At 47.0% G+C, this 23,067-nt stretch carries 20 protein-coding genes; 4 read left to right on the forward strand and 16 right to left on the reverse strand.

Features of this window, described 5'->3' with window-relative positions:
• Window positions 1-20: 20 nt before the first annotated feature.
• The 5 genes from AC58VC_RS11520 to AC58VC_RS11540 form a co-directional block, all read right to left on the reverse strand.
• Window positions 21-1,028 (reverse strand): LLM class flavin-dependent oxidoreductase, encoded by a 1,008-nt coding sequence (locus AC58VC_RS11520; protein WP_145657146.1) that lies wholly within the window; start codon window positions 1,026-1,028, stop codon window positions 21-23.
• Window positions 1,029-1,455: 427 nt separating this feature from the next.
• Window positions 1,456-2,271 (reverse strand): carbohydrate ABC transporter permease, encoded by an 816-nt coding sequence (locus tag AC58VC_RS11525; RefSeq protein ID WP_497368879.1) that lies wholly within the window; start codon window positions 2,269-2,271, stop codon window positions 1,456-1,458.
• Between the two features lie 21 nt (window positions 2,272-2,292).
• A complete protein-coding gene (locus AC58VC_RS11530; protein WP_497368880.1) occupies window positions 2,293-3,168 on the reverse strand; it encodes a carbohydrate ABC transporter permease in 876 nt (291 codons plus the stop codon).
• 1 nt (window position 3,169) lies between these two features.
• Entirely contained in the window at window positions 3,170-4,468 is a 1,299-nt protein-coding gene (locus tag AC58VC_RS11535) for an ABC transporter substrate-binding protein (RefSeq protein ID WP_497368881.1), read from the reverse strand.
• Between the two features lie 45 nt (window positions 4,469-4,513).
• On the reverse strand, window positions 4,514-5,707 hold the full coding sequence (locus tag AC58VC_RS11540) for an LLM class flavin-dependent oxidoreductase (protein ID WP_497368882.1): 1,194 nt from the start codon (window positions 5,705-5,707) through the stop codon (window positions 4,514-4,516).
• A 248-nt stretch (window positions 5,708-5,955) separates the two neighbouring features.
• On the opposite strand from AC58VC_RS11540, the gene AC58VC_RS11545 reads away from it, so the two are divergent.
• Window positions 5,956-6,828 (forward strand): AraC family transcriptional regulator, encoded by an 873-nt coding sequence (locus AC58VC_RS11545; RefSeq protein WP_497368883.1) that lies wholly within the window; start codon window positions 5,956-5,958, stop codon window positions 6,826-6,828.
• 112 nt (window positions 6,829-6,940) lie between these two features.
• On the forward strand, window positions 6,941-7,135 hold the full coding sequence (locus AC58VC_RS11550; RefSeq protein ID WP_497368884.1) for a hypothetical protein: 195 nt from the start codon (window positions 6,941-6,943) through the stop codon (window positions 7,133-7,135).
• Window positions 7,136-7,990: 855 nt separating this feature from the next.
• Here the strand turns inward: AC58VC_RS11550 and AC58VC_RS11555 are convergent.
• The 9 genes from AC58VC_RS11555 to fucU form a co-directional block, all read right to left on the reverse strand.
• On the reverse strand, window positions 7,991-9,775 hold the full coding sequence (locus AC58VC_RS11555; RefSeq protein ID WP_497368885.1) for a cache domain-containing sensor histidine kinase: 1,785 nt from the start codon (window positions 9,773-9,775) through the stop codon (window positions 7,991-7,993).
• A gap of 143 nt (window positions 9,776-9,918) precedes the next feature.
• The gene (locus AC58VC_RS11560) at window positions 9,919-10,800 is read right to left on the reverse strand and encodes a carbohydrate ABC transporter permease (protein ID WP_497368886.1); all 882 of its coding nucleotides are present in this window, start codon (window positions 10,798-10,800) and stop codon (window positions 9,919-9,921) included.
• Entirely contained in the window at window positions 10,797-11,708 is a 912-nt protein-coding gene (locus AC58VC_RS11565; protein WP_497368887.1) for a carbohydrate ABC transporter permease, read from the reverse strand. The genes AC58VC_RS11560 and AC58VC_RS11565 overlap by 4 nt, the downstream gene beginning before the upstream one ends.
• 66 nt (window positions 11,709-11,774) lie before the next feature.
• Complete coding sequence (locus AC58VC_RS11570) at window positions 11,775-13,208, reverse strand: ABC transporter substrate-binding protein (RefSeq protein WP_497368888.1); 1,434 nt, start codon at window positions 13,206-13,208, stop codon at window positions 11,775-11,777.
• 112 nt (window positions 13,209-13,320) lie between these two features.
• Window positions 13,321-14,643 carry a response regulator transcription factor gene (locus tag AC58VC_RS11575; RefSeq protein ID WP_497368889.1) on the reverse strand — a complete coding sequence of 441 codons (1,323 nt, stop codon included), beginning with the start codon at window positions 14,641-14,643 and terminating at the stop codon, window positions 13,321-13,323.
• A gap of 830 nt (window positions 14,644-15,473) precedes the next feature.
• Window positions 15,474-16,133 (reverse strand): class II aldolase/adducin family protein, encoded by a 660-nt coding sequence (locus AC58VC_RS11580; protein ID WP_497368890.1) that lies wholly within the window; start codon window positions 16,131-16,133, stop codon window positions 15,474-15,476.
• Between the two features lie 7 nt (window positions 16,134-16,140).
• Complete coding sequence (locus tag AC58VC_RS11585) at window positions 16,141-17,640, reverse strand: rhamnulokinase (RefSeq protein ID WP_497368891.1); 1,500 nt, start codon at window positions 17,638-17,640, stop codon at window positions 16,141-16,143.
• Window positions 17,641-17,660: 20 nt separating this feature from the next.
• Window positions 17,661-19,451 (reverse strand): L-fucose isomerase, encoded by a 1,791-nt coding sequence (locus AC58VC_RS11590; protein WP_497368892.1) that lies wholly within the window; start codon window positions 19,449-19,451, stop codon window positions 17,661-17,663.
• A gap of 82 nt (window positions 19,452-19,533) precedes the next feature.
• On the reverse strand, window positions 19,534-19,959 hold the full coding sequence (gene fucU, locus AC58VC_RS11595) for an L-fucose mutarotase (protein ID WP_497368893.1): 426 nt from the start codon (window positions 19,957-19,959) through the stop codon (window positions 19,534-19,536).
• 121 nt (window positions 19,960-20,080) lie between these two features.
• On the opposite strand from fucU, the gene AC58VC_RS11600 reads away from it, so the two are divergent.
• The gene (locus tag AC58VC_RS11600; protein ID WP_497368894.1) at window positions 20,081-21,088 is read left to right on the forward strand and encodes a LacI family DNA-binding transcriptional regulator; all 1,008 of its coding nucleotides are present in this window, start codon (window positions 20,081-20,083) and stop codon (window positions 21,086-21,088) included.
• Between the two features lie 42 nt (window positions 21,089-21,130).
• A complete protein-coding gene (locus AC58VC_RS11605; RefSeq protein WP_497368895.1) occupies window positions 21,131-21,508 on the forward strand; it encodes a hypothetical protein in 378 nt (125 codons plus the stop codon).
• 75 nt (window positions 21,509-21,583) lie between these two features.
• Here AC58VC_RS11605 and AC58VC_RS11610 read toward each other — a convergent pair whose 3' ends face one another.
• Both AC58VC_RS11610 and AC58VC_RS11615 read right to left on the reverse strand, forming a co-directional pair.
• The gene (locus AC58VC_RS11610; protein ID WP_497368896.1) at window positions 21,584-22,093 is read right to left on the reverse strand and encodes a hypothetical protein; all 510 of its coding nucleotides are present in this window, start codon (window positions 22,091-22,093) and stop codon (window positions 21,584-21,586) included.
• A gap of 63 nt (window positions 22,094-22,156) precedes the next feature.
• Entirely contained in the window at window positions 22,157-22,999 is an 843-nt protein-coding gene (locus AC58VC_RS11615; RefSeq protein ID WP_497368897.1) for an SDR family oxidoreductase, read from the reverse strand.
• Between the last annotated feature and the right edge of the window lie 68 nt (window positions 23,000-23,067).

A 23,067-nucleotide genomic window follows, 5' to 3' on the forward strand; every position in this document is an offset into this window, starting at 1 on the left:
TACATCAGATGGCAAATATATTAGCCCTTCATGTCAAATACTTCAGCCAATAACCGATAGGAATGGATTCTCGCTGCCACATCATGAATAGGCGAAACAACCATTAATTCATCAGCTTGATAAGCTTCGTTAAGCTTAATCATTTGCGCTTTGACTTGCTCCGGTGTACCAACGACCCGCTTATGCTGACGCTCTTGGATCATAGCTAGATCCCCCGGCGTATAGGGATAATTCGTTGCTGTCTCAGCTGAAGGAAAAGATGGCAGCAATGCGCCGCGGCCTAGTGATAAGAAAAATAAATCCGAGCTCGAAGCCAGACGTTTCGCCTCTTCTTCCGTATCTGCGCAAATAACCATAATTGCTGCCAGGGAGTGAGCTTGTTCATTCAGGATCGACGGCTTAAAGTTCTCACGATAAATCCGCAAAGCCTGCTCGCAGTCTGCATTACCAAAAAATTGCGCAAAGCCAAAAGCAGCCCCTTGATCAGCAGCAATTCGGGCACTATCGTAAGAAGAACCCAAGAGCCAAATTTCCGGTGCAGTCTCAATAATTGGAGATGCGTGCAAAGCCGCAAAACGGTGGCTCGGCGGCAGCGAGTCATACAAATAACCCGTTAGATCAGCAACCTGCTGTGGATATTGGTCTACACTTGTGTATTTTCCTTCTTGCAAGGCACGTGTGGATATCGGCATACCGCCTGGTGCGCGGCCGAGACCAACGTCAATCCGCCCCGGATGAAGTGCTTCCAGCAATCGGAAGTTCTCTGCTACTTTATAAGCACTGTAATGAGGCATCATAATGCCGCCTGATCCTAATCGTATTCGATTTGTTTTGGCAGCCAAATGTGCAATAAGCACCTCTGGACTTGAGTGCGCGAGTGCTTGCGAAGCATGATGCTCTGATACCCAATATCGCGAATACCCCAATTTATCCGCTTCTTGCGCCAGCTCTGTTGTTTCGGCCAACGCACTTGCCGCCGTGCGACCTTCCCCTATTTGTGATTGGTCCAAAATACCCAATTTAAACATCGTCGATCACCTCACTTCTAACTGTAACACAAGAAAGCACAGAATAGCAAAAAACAGTCAAGCCTCAATCCTTGACTGCTCGTGCCCTCCATATATTGTGCTATTCGGGAGTGTTTAACACACAAGACAACGGCAACTTTTTGGGCATTCTGCATGAGGCCAAATCAGATACGAGTTCTCATTGGATGAAATCCAATGAGAATGCCCTCATCAGGTGAATTTTCTCCTTCTCGTTGGATGAAATCCAATGACTTCGGGAAAATCGTGCTATTTTGACTTAAAAATTAGGATTCCATTGGATATCATCCAACAAAAATAACATGCAACCTCCAAATCTTCGCATTTCGTTGGATTTCATCCAATGACAGCCTGCAGCTCTTTCAAGAGAACAGCCTCAGTTGAGCAGATACTGACGGCTGTCGTCTAACTATCCCTTCAATGACCCCGCCATCACGCCAGCAACAAAATAACGCTGCAGGAACAAAAACAAGACAACCATCGGTGCTGCTGTAATCACAACGCCTGTTAACAACATCGGGTAATCCGTCACGTATTCGCCGCGGAACTGCAGCATGGCAAGCGGAAGCGTGAGCTTCGATTTACTGTTGATGAGCAGCATCGGAATGAGCAAATCATTCCATACCATGACGAACAAGAAGGTTGCCGTAGCGGCGAGTGAAGGCGCCGACAAAGGCAGTGCAATGCGAGAGTATAACTTCCACTCGCCCGCACCATCGATGCTGCCGGCTTCCAGAATCTCTTTGCTGAGTACCTGCATGAAGCCTTTCAGCATGAAGACCGTTAAAGGCATCAGCATGGCGACTGAGACAAGAATTAAGCCATATAAACTGTCTGACCAGCCAAGTTTGTGCGTTAACGAATAGATGGGCAGCATGTTCACCTGAGACGGGACGATAAGTCCTGCAAGGAACAATGCAAACAAAACTGTTGCGAGTTTGCCACCCAACCGGAAGATCGCATAGGCGATCAAGCTGCCTAACAGCAGCTCAATTAGTACCGTACCTAATGTCACTTCTACACTGTTCAAAAAGTACTTGCCGATCGTCTGGCCTCTGAACATGGACGTGAAGTTAGACATTGTGAATGGCTTCGGCCATCCCAGCGGTGAAGCAAAAAAGTGCTGCGTCGACTTAAACGACGAAATAAAAACAAAATATAAAGGTGCTGAGATAATGAGTGCGTACAGCAACAGCACAACGCGACCAAACCATTTCATTCCCATAATTAGTTAACCTCTTTTGGATTAATACGAAACACGATCCGCACGCAGCGCTTTGAACTGCAGGATCGTCAAAATAGACAACAAAATCAGGAACAAAACAGAACCGGCAGAAGCCATGCCAAACGAATAGTTAGCAAAAGCCGTGTGATAAATGTATGTGGTCAAAATTTCGGTAGCATAATTGGGACCGCCATCCGTCATGGTAAAGATTAAATCAAAAGCTTTAAACGACTGGATCGTCGTATAGGCAACTACAATCGTCGCTGACGGAGCTAACAGCGGCCAGGTTACTTTACGGAATACCTGCCACTTGGTGCCCCCATCCATTTTCGCCGCCTCATACAACTCTTCTGGAATCGCATGCAGGCCAGCAATAAATACAATCATCATTTGCCCGGCATGTGCCCAGACCTGAACACCCGCAATGGCGTAAAGCGCGATTTTGACCCCGCCAATCCAGTTTTGCCCCCAAGCCCCAAGCCCTGTTTGGTGGAGCAAAGTATTGATAAGTCCAAGGGACGGATCGTACATAAACGACCAAATGAGCCCCACCGCTACAGACGAGAGGATGGTCGGGAAAAAGTAAAGCGCACGCAGTAGCACGTGAATTTTCGTATTTTTCACGAGCAACATGGCTAGCGCCAAGGACACAAGCGTTTGTGCAATCACAACCGTCAGCATGAATTTCGTATTGTTCCAGAGCGCTTTCTGGAAGACAATGTTATGCAGTGTTTTGGCGTAATTGTTCATTCCGACAAGCTGATAGGACGGCGATACGCCGTCCCAATCTGTAAACGAGTAAAACAATCCGGTGAATGTCGGCAAGACGAATAAGAACAAATACAGCAGCGTTCCCGGCAGAAGGAACAACCATAGCACACGGCGATTATGTGTCATCTTATTTGACTAGATGCTGATCGATAATAGCCTGCGCTTCTTTCGCAGCATCCTGAGGCGATTTACCGCTGAGCACGGCCTGAATCGAATTCGTAATGGCCTTCTGATTATCAGCACTCGTGATGCTGAAGCGAGGCTGGAAGAGTGTTTTCTTACCTGCCCACTCTGTCGCTACCTGAAGCTCGGGGGTTGTGTACTGGACGTCTTTGACCGTTACATTTTGCCCTGTCTCATTCGCATACGTACCTGCAATCTCCTTGCGACTTAAAAATTCAATGAATTTCTTAGCCTCAGCTGGATGCTTGGATTTACTATTTACCGCTAGCATGAATGTACTGGTATGTACACCTTCGAATTTTGCTTGATCAGCAGCAACTGTAATTGGAGCGAGCAATTTTTGCTCCAGATTCGGATTTTGCTTTTTATTTTGCGCTAATTGATAAGATCCGCTGGCCAGAATGGCTGCTTTTTCTTGTATAAATAGAGCCCCCGCTGCCGCGTCCTTCGTCCCAAGCGCATCAGGCTGGAGATAGCCTTTATCGTTAAGCTCCTTGAACTGGGTTAAGGTTTTGACCCAGAACTCGTCGGTTAATTTCGCTTGGCCCGCTTCAACTTTGGTGAAAATATCGGTGCTTGGTTCATTGTTCATAACCATCGTATTCATAAATTGCCCAGGGCCAATATCCGCACCTGCGAAGGCGATCGGAATGATGCCGTTCTTTTTCAACGTTTCGCATAAAACTAGAAAGCCTTCCCAATCCTTAGGCGGAGTCAGATTAAACTTTTGGAACAATTTGACGTTATAAATTGGATCGTTGTAAACCAGCTGGTAAGGCACCGCCACTTGTTTACCGTCTTTTTTGCCCACTTGAATGAGGGTATCATTATAATTGCCAAGAAACTTTTCTGAGGATAAATCCGCGAAAATACCCGCTTTGGATAACGCTTCGAACTGCGCGCCAGGGAACGATGTAAAAACATCACCTACAGAACCGTCCGCCAGCTTTGCTTGTGCTGTGGATTGGTACTGTTCCGAGGGCATCGTTTGCATCTCGACCTTAATGGCCGGATTCTCGGCTTGGAATTTGGCAATAATGCCGTTCAAGGAGTTCACGTCTTCTCCACGCCAATGCAAGAAGCTAATGGTAACAGGGTTGCCTGAAGCAGCAGTCGCGCTTGCCCCAGTTGATGCTCCTGGCGTCGCGCTAGTGTCCGCAGCTGATCCGCATGCTGCCGTAAGAATGGATAGCAGTGTGACCGTTGCGACGAGGAACCCGCTCTTTCTTTTATGTTTTTTCATGGAAAGACCTCCTGATTGTTTGTTTCATTATAAGTGTTGCTTCATTTAAACGTTGGATGGCACTCCGGCTTCTGCCAGCTTCAACTGCCATTTTTCCCGGAATAAAGGAAGTGCGGCTTGACCAAAAGTTTCGGCCTCCTCCAGATGAGGGTACCCAGAAAGGATGAACGACGAGATGCCGAGTTCAGCATATTCAATCAAACGATCCGCGACCTGGTCGGCTGTACCTACAAGGAGGATTGCACCGCCGGACCGAACCAGTGATAAACCGGTCCACAGATTGGGTCCTACGACGAATTGTTGACCCTTCGAAAGCTCTCTTAAATCGTTCTGACGCTGCTGATTGGTAGCATCTGTTTTGGCAAACGCTGCTTGCGCTTTCTCAATGGCTTCCGGCGATACCTTGGAGATGCTCTCCCAAGCTGCTGCCCAAGCCTCTTCTTCCGTTTCACGAACGAGCACCTGTGCTCTTAATCCATAACGAAGAGGACGATCGACTCCTGTTTCTGCCTTATACTCAGCCCGAACCGTTTCTATCTCACCGATCTGCTCGCGAATCCAGTCATGCGGCTCTCCCCACATGAGATAGGTGTCAGCAGTCTCAACAGCCAATCGCTTGGCAACTGGAGAACTTCCTCCTAGGTAAAAAGGTGGATGCGGCTTTTGAATCGTTAAAGGGGATGACACGGGACGATTGAATTGATAGTACTTGCCTTGATAAAGTTTGTTTTCTTTAACCGCTTCACCCTTCGCTGCATCCGCAAACTCGGAAGCCGCGAGAACTTCTGTTTGCGTCCAAGCCTGCTGCATAACCTCTACATACTCTTTCGCACGCTCGTATCTTTCATCATGGGCATGCGCTAAGGGATCCCCTAGTTCCTCCAAATCCTGCACGGACGAGCCGGTTACGACGTTAATCATAGCCCGCCCTCCAGAAAGCACATCCAATGCTGCTCCCATGCGCGCTGCTAGAACGGGAGCAACAAGTCCAGGTCGTACCGCGACTAGCGGGCGCAATGTAGTCGTATGACTCATCACGGCAGAGCCCACAACCCAAGCGTCCAAGCAAGCGCCGCCTGTTGGGATCAGCACAAATTCAAACCCAGATCGCTCTGCCGTTTGTGCAACATCGATTAAATATTCTAACGTAGCTTCTCGCTCCGGGGCTACTCCAACATACTTGCCATCACCTGATGTCGGTAAAAACCAACCAAACTCAATCTCTTTATGAAGTGTCATCTCAGTCTCTCCTGTCGACTTGATGTTATTATAAATGTTGTTATTTCCAGTAGCCTGGTCAATATCCTACAAAAAAGGTAGGAATAGAATGTATTAGTATCATAACAACGAACACCGGTCAGGGTCAATGTCATTTCGCGTTATTTTTAACTTGTCAATTTGTGGGTTATGATCTTATTATGGAGTTGTGGTTCTGCCTCCTTCATGAATATAAGGTATGCAGGGCATGTGAAAAAGAGGTGTAGTCGATGAGGAAGAACATGCGTGAAGATCATCATGAATATTTGGAAATTTATTATTTTACACCTTCTGAATTTGAAAAAGCCGGCAATGTCTGGCCGATTCGTATTGGTCATAATATCGCGAAATCCAATTATCATATCGGTCCTAGGACGACGCCCTATTATTATTTGATTTTCGTTCTGGATGGCCAAGGAACATTTGTTCAAAACAATCAAACCTTTTCACTTGGCAAAGGAGATATGTTTTGCTTATTTCCGCAGGTGACGCATGAATATGTGACGGTCGCGAACAATCCGCTGCGTAAAATCTTCGTGGCTTTTGACGGGAAACAGTCGCTTCATCTGTTGGAACGAATTGGACTGAGCCCCCATTCGCCTCATCTCTCAAGCGCAGATACTGAGCAAGCCATCAGTCTGATGTGGAATTTCATAAGCGCAGTCAGCGAAGGAGAACGCCAGGCGATGGATTTATCGAGGCTTATTCATCTTTATCAAGTTTTTGATTCTTTGTCCGGCGTGCACCGGCCTGCCTCTAATCATGCAAACCGCGCACTTAGCTGGCTGCAGATGGGCCTCTCCTATATGCAAATCCATTACGCCGAGGGAATCACTGTACAGCGAGTATCCGAGCATGTTGGCGTAGAGAGAACTCATTTTACCAAACAATTCGGACAAACATACGGGGTTACACCGATGCAGTACCTCCAGAGTTTGAAAATGAATGAGGCCAAACTTCTCTTGGAGCAAACGGCGTATACCCTTTCAGAAATTGCAAACTCCGTTGGCTATCCTGATTTATTTAGCTTTTCTAAAGCGTTTAAGAAGCATATTGGGATGCCCCCAACCGTCTATAGGCAGCAAAATAGAAGCAATTCATGATATTTACATGAAATAAGCCAAGATTTGACAATATCTATCAATTTACACCTCTACCAAAAATCCGCGTTTGATGATAGTTTAAGATATACATCAAAGTGAGGGAGAGATCAGAATGAGAACCATATATGAGAATTACCGAGGCTTTAAGATTAGTAAAGAAGAAAGCACATATAATGCTATCTCTTCAGACCATGTTATTTTTAGCCGCTGGCAGCTGAGCCAGGTCCTGGATACGGTCGATCAATATGTGGAATTTACTGATCCCAACACATCAACGAATAGCGAGTTTGGTTTTCCGCAAAACTAAACTTAAACATAGCCTCACAGGAAAGAACCCAGCGGTATCTTTATACCGCTGGGTTCTTTTGTGATTTCATTTCAGCTAATCTTGCGGTGATTTCCGCTAAGTTTTTTACTTGGAAGGAACTGGAGTCCTCTAGAGGCACTCGAGCTATTTAGGGGGTTATTCGGTATTTCCTTCCCTTCTTTGTACAAAGTGCAATGACATTACTGCGGTTGTGCTCAGAAATGTTAGCTTTTGAGAGCAAATGGTTGTAGAAAGTGCATTATAGACGGACTCGGTCAATGCCACAGGCGTGAATCCGCCGTTGGGAGGAGGCTGATTGGGCTTGATGCGGAAATCCGTGCGACAGTTAAGCTAGTTTTAGGGCTATAATTCCCACTATGTTGTACTTTGTGCAACATAGTTAGGGGGTATTCGGTATTTCCTCCCCTTCGTTGTACAAAGTGCAATGAAATTACTGAGGTTGTGCTCAAATGTTAACTTTTGAGAGCAAATGGTTGTAGAAAGTGCAATGTAGCTTGCTCTAATGTCGCAATAACAGCCAAATGGTTGTAGAAAGTGCATTATAGACGGACTCAGTCAATGCCACAGGCGTGAATCCGCCGTTGGGAGGAGGCTGATTGGGCTTGATGCGGAAATCCGTGCGACAGTTAAGCTAGTTTTAGGGCTATAATTCCCACTATGTTGTACTTTGTGCAACATAGTTAGGGGGTATTCAGTATTTCCTCCCCTTCGTTGTACAAAGTGCAATGAAATTACTGAGGTTGTGCTCAAATGTTAACTTTTGAGAGGAAATAGCGGCCTGTAGTTCCTCAGATGCAAGGTGATAGGGCGATTGCATCACCTGCAACCCAAGCCTCAGGCCGGAGGCTGCTTCCATTCGTTCTCGTCAAGGATCGCCGGAATCTCAATCCAGGCGCGCACGCCTTGATCTTCTCTGTGGCTATAACGCAAGCCATAGCTGCTGCCAAAATGCAGCTGTATCCGCTTCTGAACATTAATAATGCCGAACCCTCGATTGTTTTCTTTGCCTTTTATAATAGCATTTAGCATCTCGATATCCGTCTGCCGGTAACCGTTATCTTCTACGCTGATAATGACGAGGCTCTTGCGCACTCGGACCGTGATCCACAACTCCCCGTCTTGACTCATATGCTTAATGCCGTGCAGAATGGCATTCTCAATGATCGGCTGGAGGATGACCTTCGGCACGAGGTACTTTTTGGCATCCTCCTCAATGTCCCAATGTACCTGGAACGCGTACTCGTAGCGGAACAATTGCAAGCGGACATAAGCTTCCGCGTGATTCATTTCCTCCATGACCGGTATCAACAGCTTTCCTTTGCTTAGCCCAATTCGCATGATAAGCGATAAATCCTTAATCATTTCTGCTGATTCTGTCGCGCCTTCCATAAAAGTATGCCAATAAACAGACTCCAATGTGTTGTACAGGAGGTGCGGATTTATTTGCGTATGAAGAATCGATAGTTCGATTTCCTTATGCTTTAACTCCAGCTCATATTGATCATAAATCGTCTGATTCAAACGGTCCGTCATCCGAATAAAATGGTTGCTGAGCAGCACGATCTCATTTTTACTCTCCGAATGCATGGAAATCGCCAGTGGTCTGCCCGGATGATAGGAATTGGTAATTCGCGCTAGCCTCGAAATCGGCTTCAAGATCGATTGAATAAAGTACATGCTCGCCAAAAATAAAATGAAAAAATAAATAAACATAATCCAATCCACGAGACGCTGCACACTGATATGATCGATAATGATGGATTGAACGGGCACCCTCATGAGTAGTTTCGTGTTTGTAGCCTCACTTGTATAAAGAACATGCATATACTCCACACCAGCTTCCTTCAGCTTATAAACCCCCTCCACTCTGTCTGCTGCAGCGGCCACCCTGGAGCCGATTTGGAATTTCTCCGTGTTAGTTGCGAGCACCGTGTTTTCTTGGTCCAGCAGCATGACTTGGCCATCCGCATACTTGTCAAAAGGCGAAAAATCCTGCTGCAACGGTGTCTCAATGCCCGACACAAGTAAGTAGCCAATGACCGTTTCCCCGTTATAAATGCTGTTGAGCTGCCGCAAATAGGCAACGGTTTTCACGTTATTCGGATTATAGCCGAACTTATCAATAACGCGAAGAACCCCTTTCCCCTTGGCTTGGCTGACCGATTTGTACCAAGAGAGCGCATTCAAATCCGTTGCATAGAAGATCCCGTTGTTTAAAATATCCGAATTCGGCACGAAGGAATACTGCTTATCTGTGTCTGAAAAGAACATCGAATAACGAATCGCATTCGTCGAATAATTGCTCAAATATTTATCGAGCGTCTTGAAGATTTCAAATCGCTCATATTCCGATGAGGACGGGATGCTCGCGAGCTGTTGAATCTCCTGAGAGATCATTATTTTCTCCGTCTTTTCCTCGAAATCGCTGCTTTCCCTGTCTAGCGTTAAGTGACTTCCCCGAACTAATTGCAGCAAGGCATTGCCCACCTGTTCTTCTGTAATGGACTCCAGCTTTTTGGCGACAACCAAATCCAGAACCAATATCGGGATGACGACGAAAAAGATGAGCAGGACGATCAGCTTTTTCATCAGATTCATATTACGCAGCATTTTTCGCATACGGATTACCCTTTCTTTCCAGCCATTTCATCAGGTCATACTCCTGATACGCCTTGCTTTCACCTAGTTTCGCGATCGTGGAGACATTCTCCTTTAAGCAAAAGAAAACGCCACCAGAAATCATTCTGATGGGCGTTATTCGCTTATCCTTTTACACCGGAAACCGAAATACCGCGAATAATAAATTTTTGAAAAACGAGGAAAAACACCACCGGCGGCAGCATCGCCATCGTCAATACCGCGAACCGGACACTCCACGGGATAACCGATGTCGAGTAAACAACATACAGATAAATCCCAGTTGCGAGGGGATACATCCCTCTCTCCGACATGACGAGACTCGGCCAGTAGAAATCGTTCCACGTTGCCGAAAAGGATAACATTAACAGCGTTCCTATGATTGGAGTAGAAAGCGGAACCGCAATCCGGAGGAAAGAGCTGAATTCGCTTGCGCCATCTATCCTCGCCGCTTCGAGAATCTCTTTGTGAATGCCGTCAAAGAAGTTTTTGAGCAGCAGCATGAAATACGCATTAGCCGCAGCCGGCAGCCAGAAAGCCCAGTAGGTATTCAACATACCTAGACTTTTCAAATTGAGCAAGTTAGGCACAACGTACGTGGCCGGCGGGATGAGGAGCGTTGAAAAGAAAAACAGCGTCACCCATCGTTTGAAAGGAACTTTTAAATGAGACAGCGCATACGCCGCTAATCCGATCAGCAGCAGGGAAACAATCACGTTGCCGACATAGATGAACACCGTATTTTTGAGAAAAGTCAACAAAGGCAGATCAAATCCGGTGAAAGCATCCTTATAATTAGTCCAAACCCAGCTCTTCGGGAAAAAGGTTGGAGGGAAAGCGAAAAATTCCTCCCGCGTTTTCAATGAACCAAAAAACGTATTGAAAAACGGGTACAGCATCGTTACACCCATCAAAAACATCAGCACCACCATGATGGTGTAGCCCGTGCGCACCGTGCCTTTTTTCATATCAAAGCTAGAAATAATGCCGCGTTCTTCTTGCTTCATGCCTTCTCACCTCTACGCTGCAGCAGATTGTATAACACGGACAACAGGATTAACACGAAAAACATTAAGCTGCCCATCGCGCTTGCTTTGCCAAAATCAAGATCTCGGAATGCCGTATGATTAAGCCATAGCAGGTACGTTAACGTAGCATTGTTCGGCCCGCCATCCGTCATGGATAACTGCGCCTGGAAGCCTTGTGACGTCGTGATTACCTGCAGAAGCAGCAGAAGCAGCATCAATGTTCGGATACTAGGCAAAGTAATATTGCGAATTCGCTGCCACACGCTCGCCCCGTCGATCTCCGCCGCTTCATAAATATCCCTTGGAATTCCTACGATAGCAGCGATATAGATGAGCGTAGCCGCCCCAAAGCTTTGCCACGTTTCAAGCAAAACAATAGAACCCATGGCCAGTTTAGGACTGAAGAATTGCAGCTGAGGAAACCCCAACGATTGCAAAAGGGAGTTAATCGGACCAACTGCATCATAGAACCACTGCCACATGCCATATAAGACAATAGCGGGAATCGCGCTTGGCAAGTATCCGATAATGCGCGCTCCCCCCTGAAACCACTTCAATTCAGAGACAGCGATAGCAATGAGCGGAGGCACCCAGAAGCCAATCAAGACACCAAGCGCCATATAAAACAAGGTATTTTTGACAGATATCAGCAACAGCTCATCCTGAAAAATACTTAGATAATTTGCAAGACCAATAAAATGATTGCCGTCCACAAAATCAATCGTGTAGAAGCTGTAGAAAATACCTTTGATAATCGGGACCCACAAGAAAATAATAAATAACACAATCTCCGGGATGATGAAGAGAGTCCCCCACAAATACCAATTAATCTTCCTTTTAACTCCGCTTGCCGCAGCGACAGGCTGTACACTTAATTCTGCATCCATCTCCAACACTCCTTATGAAATCGGACCTAAACCGCAAAGGCAGCTTAGATCCGACTGTTCCGGTCGCTATTCGACTTTCACTTTATCAAATACTTCTGATTGCACTTTGTTCGATGCATCCGCTAGAGCCTTTTTCAAATCTATCTCTTTGGTTGTGAACACTTTTTGGATCACATTGGCCATCTCTGTGTAATACTTTTGGGCTTCGTACTGGGCTTCCGGCTTGCCGTCCCAAAGGCTGAGCAGCTGCGGATCGTATTTGAAGACATTGTCATATTTAGCTAATAAGTCCGTGTACTTTTTACCGAAATCAGAGGAATCTTTCCAGTAGTTAATCGGCTGTGGAATATAGACGCGGTTTTTCGTTTTACGGTCCTCGATCTCTTTTTTCGTGGAGTTCAAGAAATCGTCCGTGAAGTACTCATCCGTAATCCATTTGAAGGCTACAGCCTGTTGATCTTTGTCGCTCTTCGGATTGATCACGCGGTAGTTGCCGCCGAGAACCCCTGTATGCTTGCCGCCTTTGGTTAGCGCCGGCATCGGATACACGACCATATCCTCTTTGGAGATGCCACCTTCATTAATCGCTGCATCCGCTGCATTGCCGCTTCCGCACATCACCATCGCGCCGCGTCCTTGAGAGAATGCGCTCAGTGCATCGCCGTAGCCGAGTGCCCAGTTCTGCGGAATCAAGTTCTCATCTTTCAGCTTTTTATAAAATTCAAGCGCTTTCAAACCTGCGTCTGAATTGAAGATGCCTACGACTTTGCCGCCATCAAGCTTCTGTACGTCCCCGCCTGCTGCATAGAGGAAATTCGTCCAGTTCCAACCCGCTTCCGGGCCTTTCCCCATTGGGATAAAGCCTGCGATGCCTTTGGCTGGATCGTTGATTTTTCTCGCAGCTGCAAGTAGGTCATCCCACGTCCAATCCATTGGCGGCAGTTCGACGCCTTTCTCTTTGAACAGCTTTTTGTTTAACGTAATCGTCATCACGTATCCATCAATCGGTACGCCATACGTTTTTCCATTCACAACGAACGGTTTGGAAAGGAGATCATTCATATCTTTCGCATGCTCCCAGGCATTCATGGAGTCGGAAATGTCCGCTACCCACTTCTTGTCAACGAGCACTTTGCCTTCCGTCGCATAGGTTGTGTATTCAGTTGGAGCGCTGTTGGAAGCCATTTTGATCCCGATTTCAAGCGGATTGTACTGCCAGTCGTCTTTCTTGAATTCAACGTTCGGATTTTTCGCTTTAAAACGGGCGATCCGCTGATCCAGTTGATCGTTTTTCTCTTTTTGATCCGGCTTGAAGCCTTGGGCGGTGATGGTCACCCTTTTGGCTGCAGGCGTTGCCGTAGAAGCGCCCGTTGCCCCTGTTGCGGCCGGACTTGCCGGGCTAGCACTTGGTGCGTTTGTTGTTGCTGACGGCGTGCCACATCCTGCCAGTAGGACAGTCAGTGCGATTGCACTGATTGCGGATGTCTTTTTACCTCTCATAGTTGGTTCCCCTTTCAACATCATGTTAGTTACGTTTGCTGCTACAATTCCGATTATAAGGGGTACCCCGGCAGCCTAGCGATGTGCCTTGTTACGTTAATCATGTCGCATATTACGGTCCCGCTACTTTGATCTCCGAAATATTCATCCCAAAATGCTTTTTAAATATTTTACTAAAATGCTCCGGCGATTCGTACCCGATTTCCTCCGAAATCTCATATCGGCGTTTATCTGTCGTGAGAATCAGCTGTTTCCCTTTTTCCATCCGCAGCTGCGTCACATAATCCCAGATTCCCTGGCCCATCACTCTTTTAAACAGATAACTCAAATAATTGGGGCTCAAATGCACACTGTCTGCGATGTCCTGCAGCTTCAGTCCTTTCTCGCAAAAATGATGTTCAATATACGTTTTCGTGTCAAAAACAATGCGATTATTCGCCTCGTCTACCTGCGTGTTTGTTAAATTCTGCTCATTCGTCGTTTTCCCGATATCCTCTATGTAAAACATATAGTGGTCTTTCTGTGTCTCGCCCCACGTCAAGCTCTCCATCGCTTCTTTAAAGATGACAGGCCACTTGATGATGCCTTCCTGAATGCGGCTGATGCCGATTTGGCATTTGACATTCACGTATTTTTGCAAATTCGCATTGATCATTTGAGCTACCATCAGCATCTGATTAATACGGAGTGTTCCTTGTTTCTCCTCCTCAGGGATTTGCATCAACAAGGTAAAGGTGGAATTGTGCGTATTGAACACAAGATGGCTCCACTGGCTTGCCGTCTCTTCGATGATATTCAATGCGGCGTACTTCAGAAGACTACGGTCTTTCAGCGTTGCAATTTCCTCATCTCTAATGCCGCCCCGGTTCAAAAATAATTTGATAACCAGCATGCTGTAATGGGTACCGGACAAACGATTTCGGAGCTTCTCCCTGATGCCTTGCACTTCGGATTCATGAACGGTTCCCGTGACAATCTCGCTCAAATAATAGTTCATCTCAAGCGTGGTAATATCCGCCAACGTTCGGTTGCCTTCCCAATTGGAAAAATGCTGCTGCCGCTCTTCCTTTTCCTTGAGCAGCTTCGCTGTTACCGCAATCAAGTACGGCGGCGTAATCGGCTTAACCAAATATTCTTTGGCTCCGAAACGGATCGCTTTCTGGGCATATTCAAATTCGCCATGGGCGGATAAAATGACAATCGGGATCGATGGATCTTCCATGAATATATTTTCAATTAATTCAATGCCATTCATCTTTTCCATCTGAATATCGGTAAACACAAGGTCAATTTTTTCCAAATGGATGAAATCGAGCGCTTCAAATCCGTTATAGGCAATAAAAACCTCGCCAATATCCAGTTTGGATTGCTTCAAAATCGTTGCAACACCCTTACAAATCATCGGCTCGTCATCTACAACTAAAATATTTACCATAGGTCACCTCGGCATTCTTTTCCTGCATCCTCTTCATTTTATTGTACAACAGTTGGTTTTCCTATGGTTTTTATTACGGTTGTTGTGTCGGATGTAACTATGTGACCCATTGAAAGACTAAACCTACAGAGTGAATGACTAAACACATAGAGTGGATGAGTAAACACACAAGAGTGAATGACTATACCTTCAACATTTGAGCGCGGGGAGGGAATTGGATATGGGCTTCCAACCGTTTCTTGAAATCGTGCTTCTTTTGAATTGGTTTTTATGGTTGGAGCACGATTTCAAATACGGGCGCTACGCTTTTCCACCCCATATCCATTCCCTTTTTGTTCTACTTGGTGCTGACTGCTGCTTCTTAATCTTCACACTTACACCCTACTTCCAATATTCAACACCCTACCTCCAGTTCCCGTTGGATGTTTTCCAACGAGAACTGCTTTTTGAAGGGTGTTTTCTTCGTTTCGTTGGATGAAATCCAACGCGATCGACAAAAATGGGGCTAAAACAAGCCAAAATCGTCTTTTGGTTGGATTTTGTCCAACGAAAAGGACGAATTAGCACCTGTAATTGGGTTTTCATTGGAAATCGTCCAATGAGTTGGGCTTGTAGCCGCCACTATCTCCATATCCGATACATTACAACACCACACAACACTAGCACATCACACTAACTCATCACTATCACAACACATCAACTAAGCAACCAGCACTTCACCAAAGCAACCATCACTCTACCAAAGCAACCTCCGCCCCACCAAAGCAACCAACACATAAAAACCCGCCCCCATCGGATACCGATGAAAACGGGTTTTTCAGATTACAGCTCTATTTCATTTGCTGCAATAAATTTACGCGGTAAGCTTCGCTTTCCAAGCCTTGAATCTCTTTGTACTCTTCCTCCGTCAGCCTTCTAGGCGTGCCGACCGATTTGGCGATGAGATAAATTTTTGCGCTTTCTTCCATCACTTCGGTGCGGTAGTAGGCTTCACGCAGGTTTTTGCCGGTGGTCACGAGCCCATGATTTTTCAGCAAAATCGAGGTGTATCGATCAGCCTTTTCAGCTACAAGGTTCGCCAGTTTATCTGTTGTTGGCACAACGTAAGGTACGAAGGCTACATCGCCGACTAACGCAGCTTGGTCCGGGAACAGCATCGGCAGTTCATCATCCACAAGTGTTAATGCAATACAGTAGGCTGGGTGCGTATGCACAATCGCTGTCATGTTCGGATTCACGCGATAGCAGAATAAGTGCATGAGGACTTCAGATGATGGACGATACGTTTTGTCTAAAATAGTCCCCGAAGGGATATCAACCGGAACCCATTGTTCCGGCTCAATATCCTCGAGCGCAAAACCGCTCGGGGAAAGATACATCGTATCCTCGAATCTCGCGCTGATATTACCGCCTGGACCTACGACGAGACCTTTGGCTACACTTTTCCGTGCATATTTCGTTAATTCTTCTCTTATATGTTGCTCCGACATCACGTCTTCAGCTCCTTACAGATTTCTTGGCAATTACTTGCCTGAACGTTTGATAAGCTTCCTGCCACTGTGACTCATCTTGCGACTCATAATGGTCTGGCGGAAAGGAATCCCTGACGGCTTGGCGAATCTGATCGAGCGAATCCACCTCGCCATGCGCTTTGACCTGCATCATCATGTTGCCGATGGCTGTCGCTTCAATAGGCCCTGCAATGACCGGACGTCCCGTTGCATTCGCCGTAAGCTGGCACAGCAGGTGGTTTTGAATGCCGCCTCCCACCATATGAATCGTTTGCAGCTTTTTGCCCAGCAGCTCTTCGATTTCATCTAACGTTTGTTTGAATTTCATCGCCAAACTGTCCACCACACAGCGAACAAGCTCCGCTTTTGTTTGCGGTACGGATTGGCCGGATTGCGCGCAATAACGGCGAATTCGATCCGGCATATTGCCCGGAGCCAGGAATACCGGGTCTTGCGCATCTACATAGCTATGAAGTCCAGGTTCTGCCTTCGCCATCTCCTGCATCTGAGCGAAGCTGAGGGATTCCCCCTCTAGCTCCCACTGCCTTTTGCATTCTTGCAGCAGCCACAGGCCCATAATATTCTTCAGCATGCGAATTTTATGTTCTGCGCCGCCTTCATTCGTAAAACCATAGCTGAGACTTTCTTCCGTCAAAATCGGTTGATCGATTTCAACACCCATGAGCGACCAAGTGCCGCACGAGATGAACGCGTAATCCTTCTCCAATGAAGGGATAGATACGACCGCAGAAGCCGTGTCATGCGAAGCAGTCGCTATGACGGACATGCCACCGATCTGGAGTTCATCAGCGATTTCTTGACGCAGATTCCCTTCCTTCGTTCCAGGCATCACAATGTCTGTGAACAAGCTTGCCGGGATACCGAGCTTGTGCAGCAAGCTCCGATCCCAGTTCCTTGCCGCCGAATCAAGCAGGCCCGTTGTGCTGGCGATTGTGTACTCAGTTGAGCGGATGCCGGATAAATAGAAACGGAATAAGTCCGGCATGAGCAGCAGACGAACATCCTCAGGCAGCGCTAAGCCCTGCTCATTTTTCTCCGCATAAAGTTGAAAAATCGTATTAAAAGATAAGGGCTGAATGCCTGATCTGCTGTACAAATCCTGCGGAGAAGTATGCTGCAGCATAGCCTCCATGGCCTCTGCATTGCGAGCTTCCCTATAATGATACGGGTTGCCAAGCAGCTTTCCCTTGCCATCAACGAAACCATAGTCGACTCCCCATGTGTCTACCGCAATAGACGCTGGGCTACCCGATGACTGCTGTTTAAAGGCATGAATGCCTTTTTTTAACTCATGAAAAAGCCTTAGAAAGTCCCAATATAGCCTACCGCCGAGCTCAACAGGATCATTGGCAAAGCGGTGAATCTCTTCTACTGTAAGTTTTGAGCCATTCCACCGCCCTAGCATCGTTCTGCCACTGCTAGCCCCGAAATCGACGGCCAACATATTCAAAGGGTTCGTACTCACAAGGGCCACCTCAATTCCTCTTACTTGTATAAAGGACCGAAGGAGCTGCAAGCTCTGAAATCCGCACCTTCAGGATCGGACGTTCCGAAATTACTCCAAACGCGCGGACGGAAAACTTGCTCTTTGGCCACGTTATGCATAGAAACCGGAATTCTCAAAATCGCCGCCAAAGTGATCAAATCTGCGCCAATATGGCCGTAGCTGATTGAACCGTGGTTCGAACCCCAGTTATCCATAACGGAGTACACATCAGTGAATGACCCTTCTCCTGTCAAAATAGGAGCAAACCATGTTGTCGGCCACGTTGAATCCGTACGATCATCTAATGTCTTATGAACATCCTCAGGCAGATCCACCGAGTAGCCTTCGGCCAATTGCAGAACAGGTCCCAAGCCCTTCACAAGGTTGATTCGGGACATCGTAACTGGCATCCCGCCTTTGGTAAGGAAGTCTGACGAGTACCCGCCCCCACGGAAGTATTCGACGGAAGCCGGGCGCCAGGATGTCGCTTTCAGGCATTTGCCCACTTCTTCATCGGTGATTTCCCAATATGGCTTCATAACAGGCTGACCATCACGCGTCTGCTCACCCGTACCGTCAAGTGCTGCCGGACCTGAGTTGATTAAGTGAAGAATGCCGTCTTTGGCTGCACCGCTTAATGTGTGCCCCGTTACCCGTTTAACTGCATCAGGACTCCAATAGGTTCTTACATCAGCAAAAATTTGCGCCGTGTTCGTCAACAGGTTACCGAAGAGCATCGCAACCCCGTTAAGGCTGTCGTTTTCAGTTGCAACCAAAAAAGGCGCGCGTTTGCCGTTCCAGTCAAAAGACGTATTCAGGATAGCTTCCATGAAGTCGCCGTTCGGGAAGTGATCTGTCCAGTGGCGCTGACCTTGGAAACCAGAAAGAATCGCATTGTGACCAAGTGCTTCTTCTCCAAATTCAAGATCGTTCAGTCGCGGATTGCCTATCATTAGATCCTTGACAATCAAGGACATTTTCACAACGGTCTCCCAATTCTGATCTTTTCTTTCGCGGGTTTGTTGGATGGCGGCTGGATTGTTATCCGGTCCTTCTGCGCAGTTCTCTTTGACCCAGTTTAATGCCAACTTGTACTCTTCCGGATCGAAAATTTCCTCGTCAATACGGCGAACTAGCTCCGACATATCCACATATTCATTGCGCATGCCAAGGTAATTCTGAAATAATTCCTCGTTCACGATGGAACCCGCAATCCCCATGGAAACGGAGCCAATCGCCAAATACGATTTACCTTTCATGTAAGCGGCTGCAAGGCCAGCCTTAGAGAAACGGATCAATTTATCCTGAACGTCCTGCGGAATATCCGTCGTACCGGCATCCTGCACATCTTTCCCGTAAATGCCGAAGGCAGGAATCCCTTTTTGCGCGTGACCAGACAAAACAGCTGCCAAATAAACGGCTCCAGGACGCTCTGTACCGTTAAAGCCCCAAATCGCTTTCGGTGTGGATGGGTCCATATCCATCGTTTCAGTTCCGTAGCACCAACAAGGAGTAACTGTAATGGACACGCCTACGCCGGATTTCGTGAATTTGCTCGCAGCTGCAGCTGCTTCTGCCACCCCGCCAATACAAGTGTCCGCAATGACACACTCGACAGGCTCGCCATTCGGATATTTCAAAGTTTCACTCAAGAGTGCAGCAACGGCTTTAGCCATGTTCATCGTCTGCTCTTCAAGGGATTCACGTACCCCTTTTCTTCTGCCGTCAATCGTTGGTCTGATCCCGATCTTAGGGAATTCCTGATTCCATCTGTGGTTACTGTTTGCCATTTTGTTATCCTCCTCGGTATTGGGTTATTTCGATTTATACAGTCCTGACACACGTTAAATTTAGAGTTATCGATAATTCAAATTAGGAGCTGATGACACCTTTTTTCAAAATTACATTAGCGTACAGAGCCTTCTCGCTTGTGGCTACAATGGCATAGGCTTTCTTAGCTCTTTCATAAAACGCAAAGCGTTCTACATACTCAATCTCTGGTGTAATGTGCTTTTGAATAATTTCTTCATATACGCCCCAGATCGGCGTTTCTACTTGATCACCTGGGACAACCGCCATTAAAGCAACCGGCTGTTCACTATATGTATCCAGCGGAAACAACGATAAAACCGCTTCCAATAATTCCGGGACGCCATGGCCGTCGCAACGAAGCAGACGATTCGTATGACTTGCTGCCGGAAAGTTTCCATCCGCTATAATAATCTCATCGCCATGGCCCATCTCCATCAGCACCTTCAATAACTCAGGTGACAAAATGGAAGGTATTCCTTTTAGCATATTCAAGTCCTCCTCTAAAAATGTGTGTTATCGATAACTCAAAATTATCAACTTTATGCCTTGCTGTCAATCTTTAATTTCTATACAATAGACAAATACATGAATGAAAAGGTGAAGCTACTTGATAACAATTTATGATATCGCTGAAAAAGCCGGCGTTTCGGCCATGACCGTTTCCCGAGTTATCAATAACACGGGCCGCATCAGCGAGGCCACGCGTAAGCGCGTGAAGAAGGTTATGGAAGAACTCCACTATATTCCGAACTCAATGGCTCGCAGCCTCGTGCTTCAAAAGACTAAAATTCTGTCCCTGCTCATAACCGATATTACGAATCCGTTCTATACGACACTGGCTCGCGGAGCTGAGGATGCGGCTCTACGAGCTGGATACCGGCTGTTGTTCGCGAATAGCGACGAGGACTATGCGAAGGAGAAAGGTTACGTCGATATGATGTTATCTACTCGCGTGGATGGCGTCCTGTTTGCTCCGACCGGGGATCACTCGCTTGAGAACTTGCTGCAACTGCAGAAACACAATATTCCTTTCGTCGTGCTTGACCGTGAAATCCCGGGTATTGAAGCTGATCTCGTACTTGGCGATAGCAAAGAAGGTGCAAGAAAACTCGTCGAGCACTTGATCGAGCTCGGGCATCGCCGTATCGCCATGATTAACGGTTCCCCTGATGTCTCTACCGCTCGCTTAAGATATACGGGCTATCGCGAAGCGCACCTGTTGAATGGACTCGCTGTAGAGGACTCGCTCGTGATTCATCGGAACTTTCGCGATTTTCAAGATGAATCTGCGCTTGATGCTTTGATCCATCATGAGAATCCACCTACCGCCATTTTTGCAGCCAACAACATGCTGGCAATCGGCGCCATTCAAGCTTTGAGAAAGCGCGGTCTGCAGGTTCCCCGTGATCTCTCTGTCGTTTGCTTTGACGACTTTGGCCACACGGACGTCTTAAATCCTTTCTTAACCGTAGCTTCGCAGCCTGCCTACCAATTCGGGGCGCTCGGCATGCAGCTGCTCATTGAGCGCATTGAAGGCGAAGCAACGCAGGAGCACCGGAAGATGATTCTGCCTTCGGAGCTGCTCATTCGCTCGTCTACGCAAGCTTTGGCATGAGCTTGGGAGCCATGATCCGATGCCACTTCCATAGCTGGATACATGTCCTTGACAGAAGTCCATTCGCAGCGCTATATTGCGAATAAACGAGTTGTCAAAGGAGATCACATGAATCCTAACGTTGAACAAGCCCTGCAAACGACCATCAACAACTGGAACGCCATGTCGGCCTCGCGAAATGACGAGCAGGAAGCGGTCGCGGACCAATTCCAGTCCTCTTTTTACCTATTCATCGATACTTTCCGTGAATGGGTCCAAGCGTTAGATCCACGGCCGCAATCCATCGAGGAGCTGATGGATATGGAGATGGTGCAGGACATCCTGGACATACTCCCACCACCGCTCCACCTTAACTTCGAGACAGAAGCCGAGCTGATCATGGATAATGTTCTCCGAGTTGACGAGGATAAGTATGACTAGATCCTGCCCCGTAAATACAAAAAAGAAGCTATTCCTTGGTCTTTCGACTTTTGGGATAGCTTCTTCTTCCTATACCTATACTGTTTTATCTACAAAAGTAACTTGATTCTGCTCAGCAAATTTCTTTAGTTTGCCCGCCATTGCCGCAACATCAAAACGATTCAACGTTCTGTTGTAAACCCAGCGCGGTGACTTGCCTTTCAGATGAATCACCACTTGTCCAGGCGCATACACGATCTCGTTAATGTTATCCGCGCTAAGCATCAGCTCTCTGGCAAAACCACGCTTCGACAGACTCGTCTTACTCACCTTCAAATAAGGCCGGCGAATGAAATAAACGAACAAGCCAACGACCAAATATGCGCAGGTTGTATACCAATACATTTTGTCCCCACTCGTTTTAGTCAAGGTCAACAATAGAAAGACGGAAATCAGGACGAAAAACAAAGCTAACATGATGCTTCTGCCCTTAAATACTTCAGCCCGATCAGGATCTGTAGAAATAGGGGCAATCCCTCTTTTGGACCTATCCTTATTTATTTTCTTAGCATTTTTACTGACCATTCGTTCCCACTTGCGAGACATTCATTTCACTCCTTGGTTTTCTGCGTTCTGGACTCCCTGTCACTGTCACTGTCACTGTCACTGTCACTTCAACAATCGATTTAATAGGCCTTCGTACCATTTCCATGGCAAAAAACTTCTTGCCCACAGTCCCATCTGCACGCCACGGCCAAGCGGATATCGAAGCTTAGTCCCCGGCCTGTCCACCAGCCGCGCGATTACGTCTGCGACTTCCTGCGGATCGGGTGCAGTCATGGATGCTTTCCGCGAATACGCCAGCACCCTGCTAAGGCGCTGCCAGTATGGCGATGCTTCCGTCGTATGGATCGTCTCGAAACCTTTTCGCCAAATCTCTGTGCGGTAAGCTCCCGGTTCAACAAGATGTACACGAATGCCAAACGGCATCATTTCCAAACGAAGGGATTCGCTAAAGCCCTCGATTGCAAACTTGGATGTACTGTACGGCGCGTACCCAGGAAAGGCGGACAATCCGCTCACACTGCTCACATTAATGATACAGCCTGACTGACTAGCGCGCATGAAAGGTAAAACAGCCTTGGTAGTCGCAATGACCCCAAACACATTCGTTTCCAGTTGGGATCGCCATGCTTCCATCGGGACATCTTCCACATATCCGCCAACAGCGAAACCGGCATTGTTAATCAGCACATCAATTCGTCCATACTTCTTCATGATAGCAGAAACAGCCTGCTCAATCGATGTCGGAATCGATACATCTAAGATCAGGGTATCGATAAATGAGGTCACGCCTGCCTTTTCAGCTTGCTGCATCAAAGAATCGCTTCTGCTCAAGTCGCGCATCGTCGCGATCACTTGATACCCTTTTTGAGCCATGCCAATTGACGTTAATAAACCGAATCCGCTCGATGCGCCTGTCACCAGTGCGATACCACGTGCAGTACTCACTGCCGCCGCCCCCTCATCTCCCAATCACTACCCTACATAATCCCATATAAACCTGACAATGTCGATAT

Source organism: Paenibacillus sp. J22R67 (genome assembly GCF_059692175.1).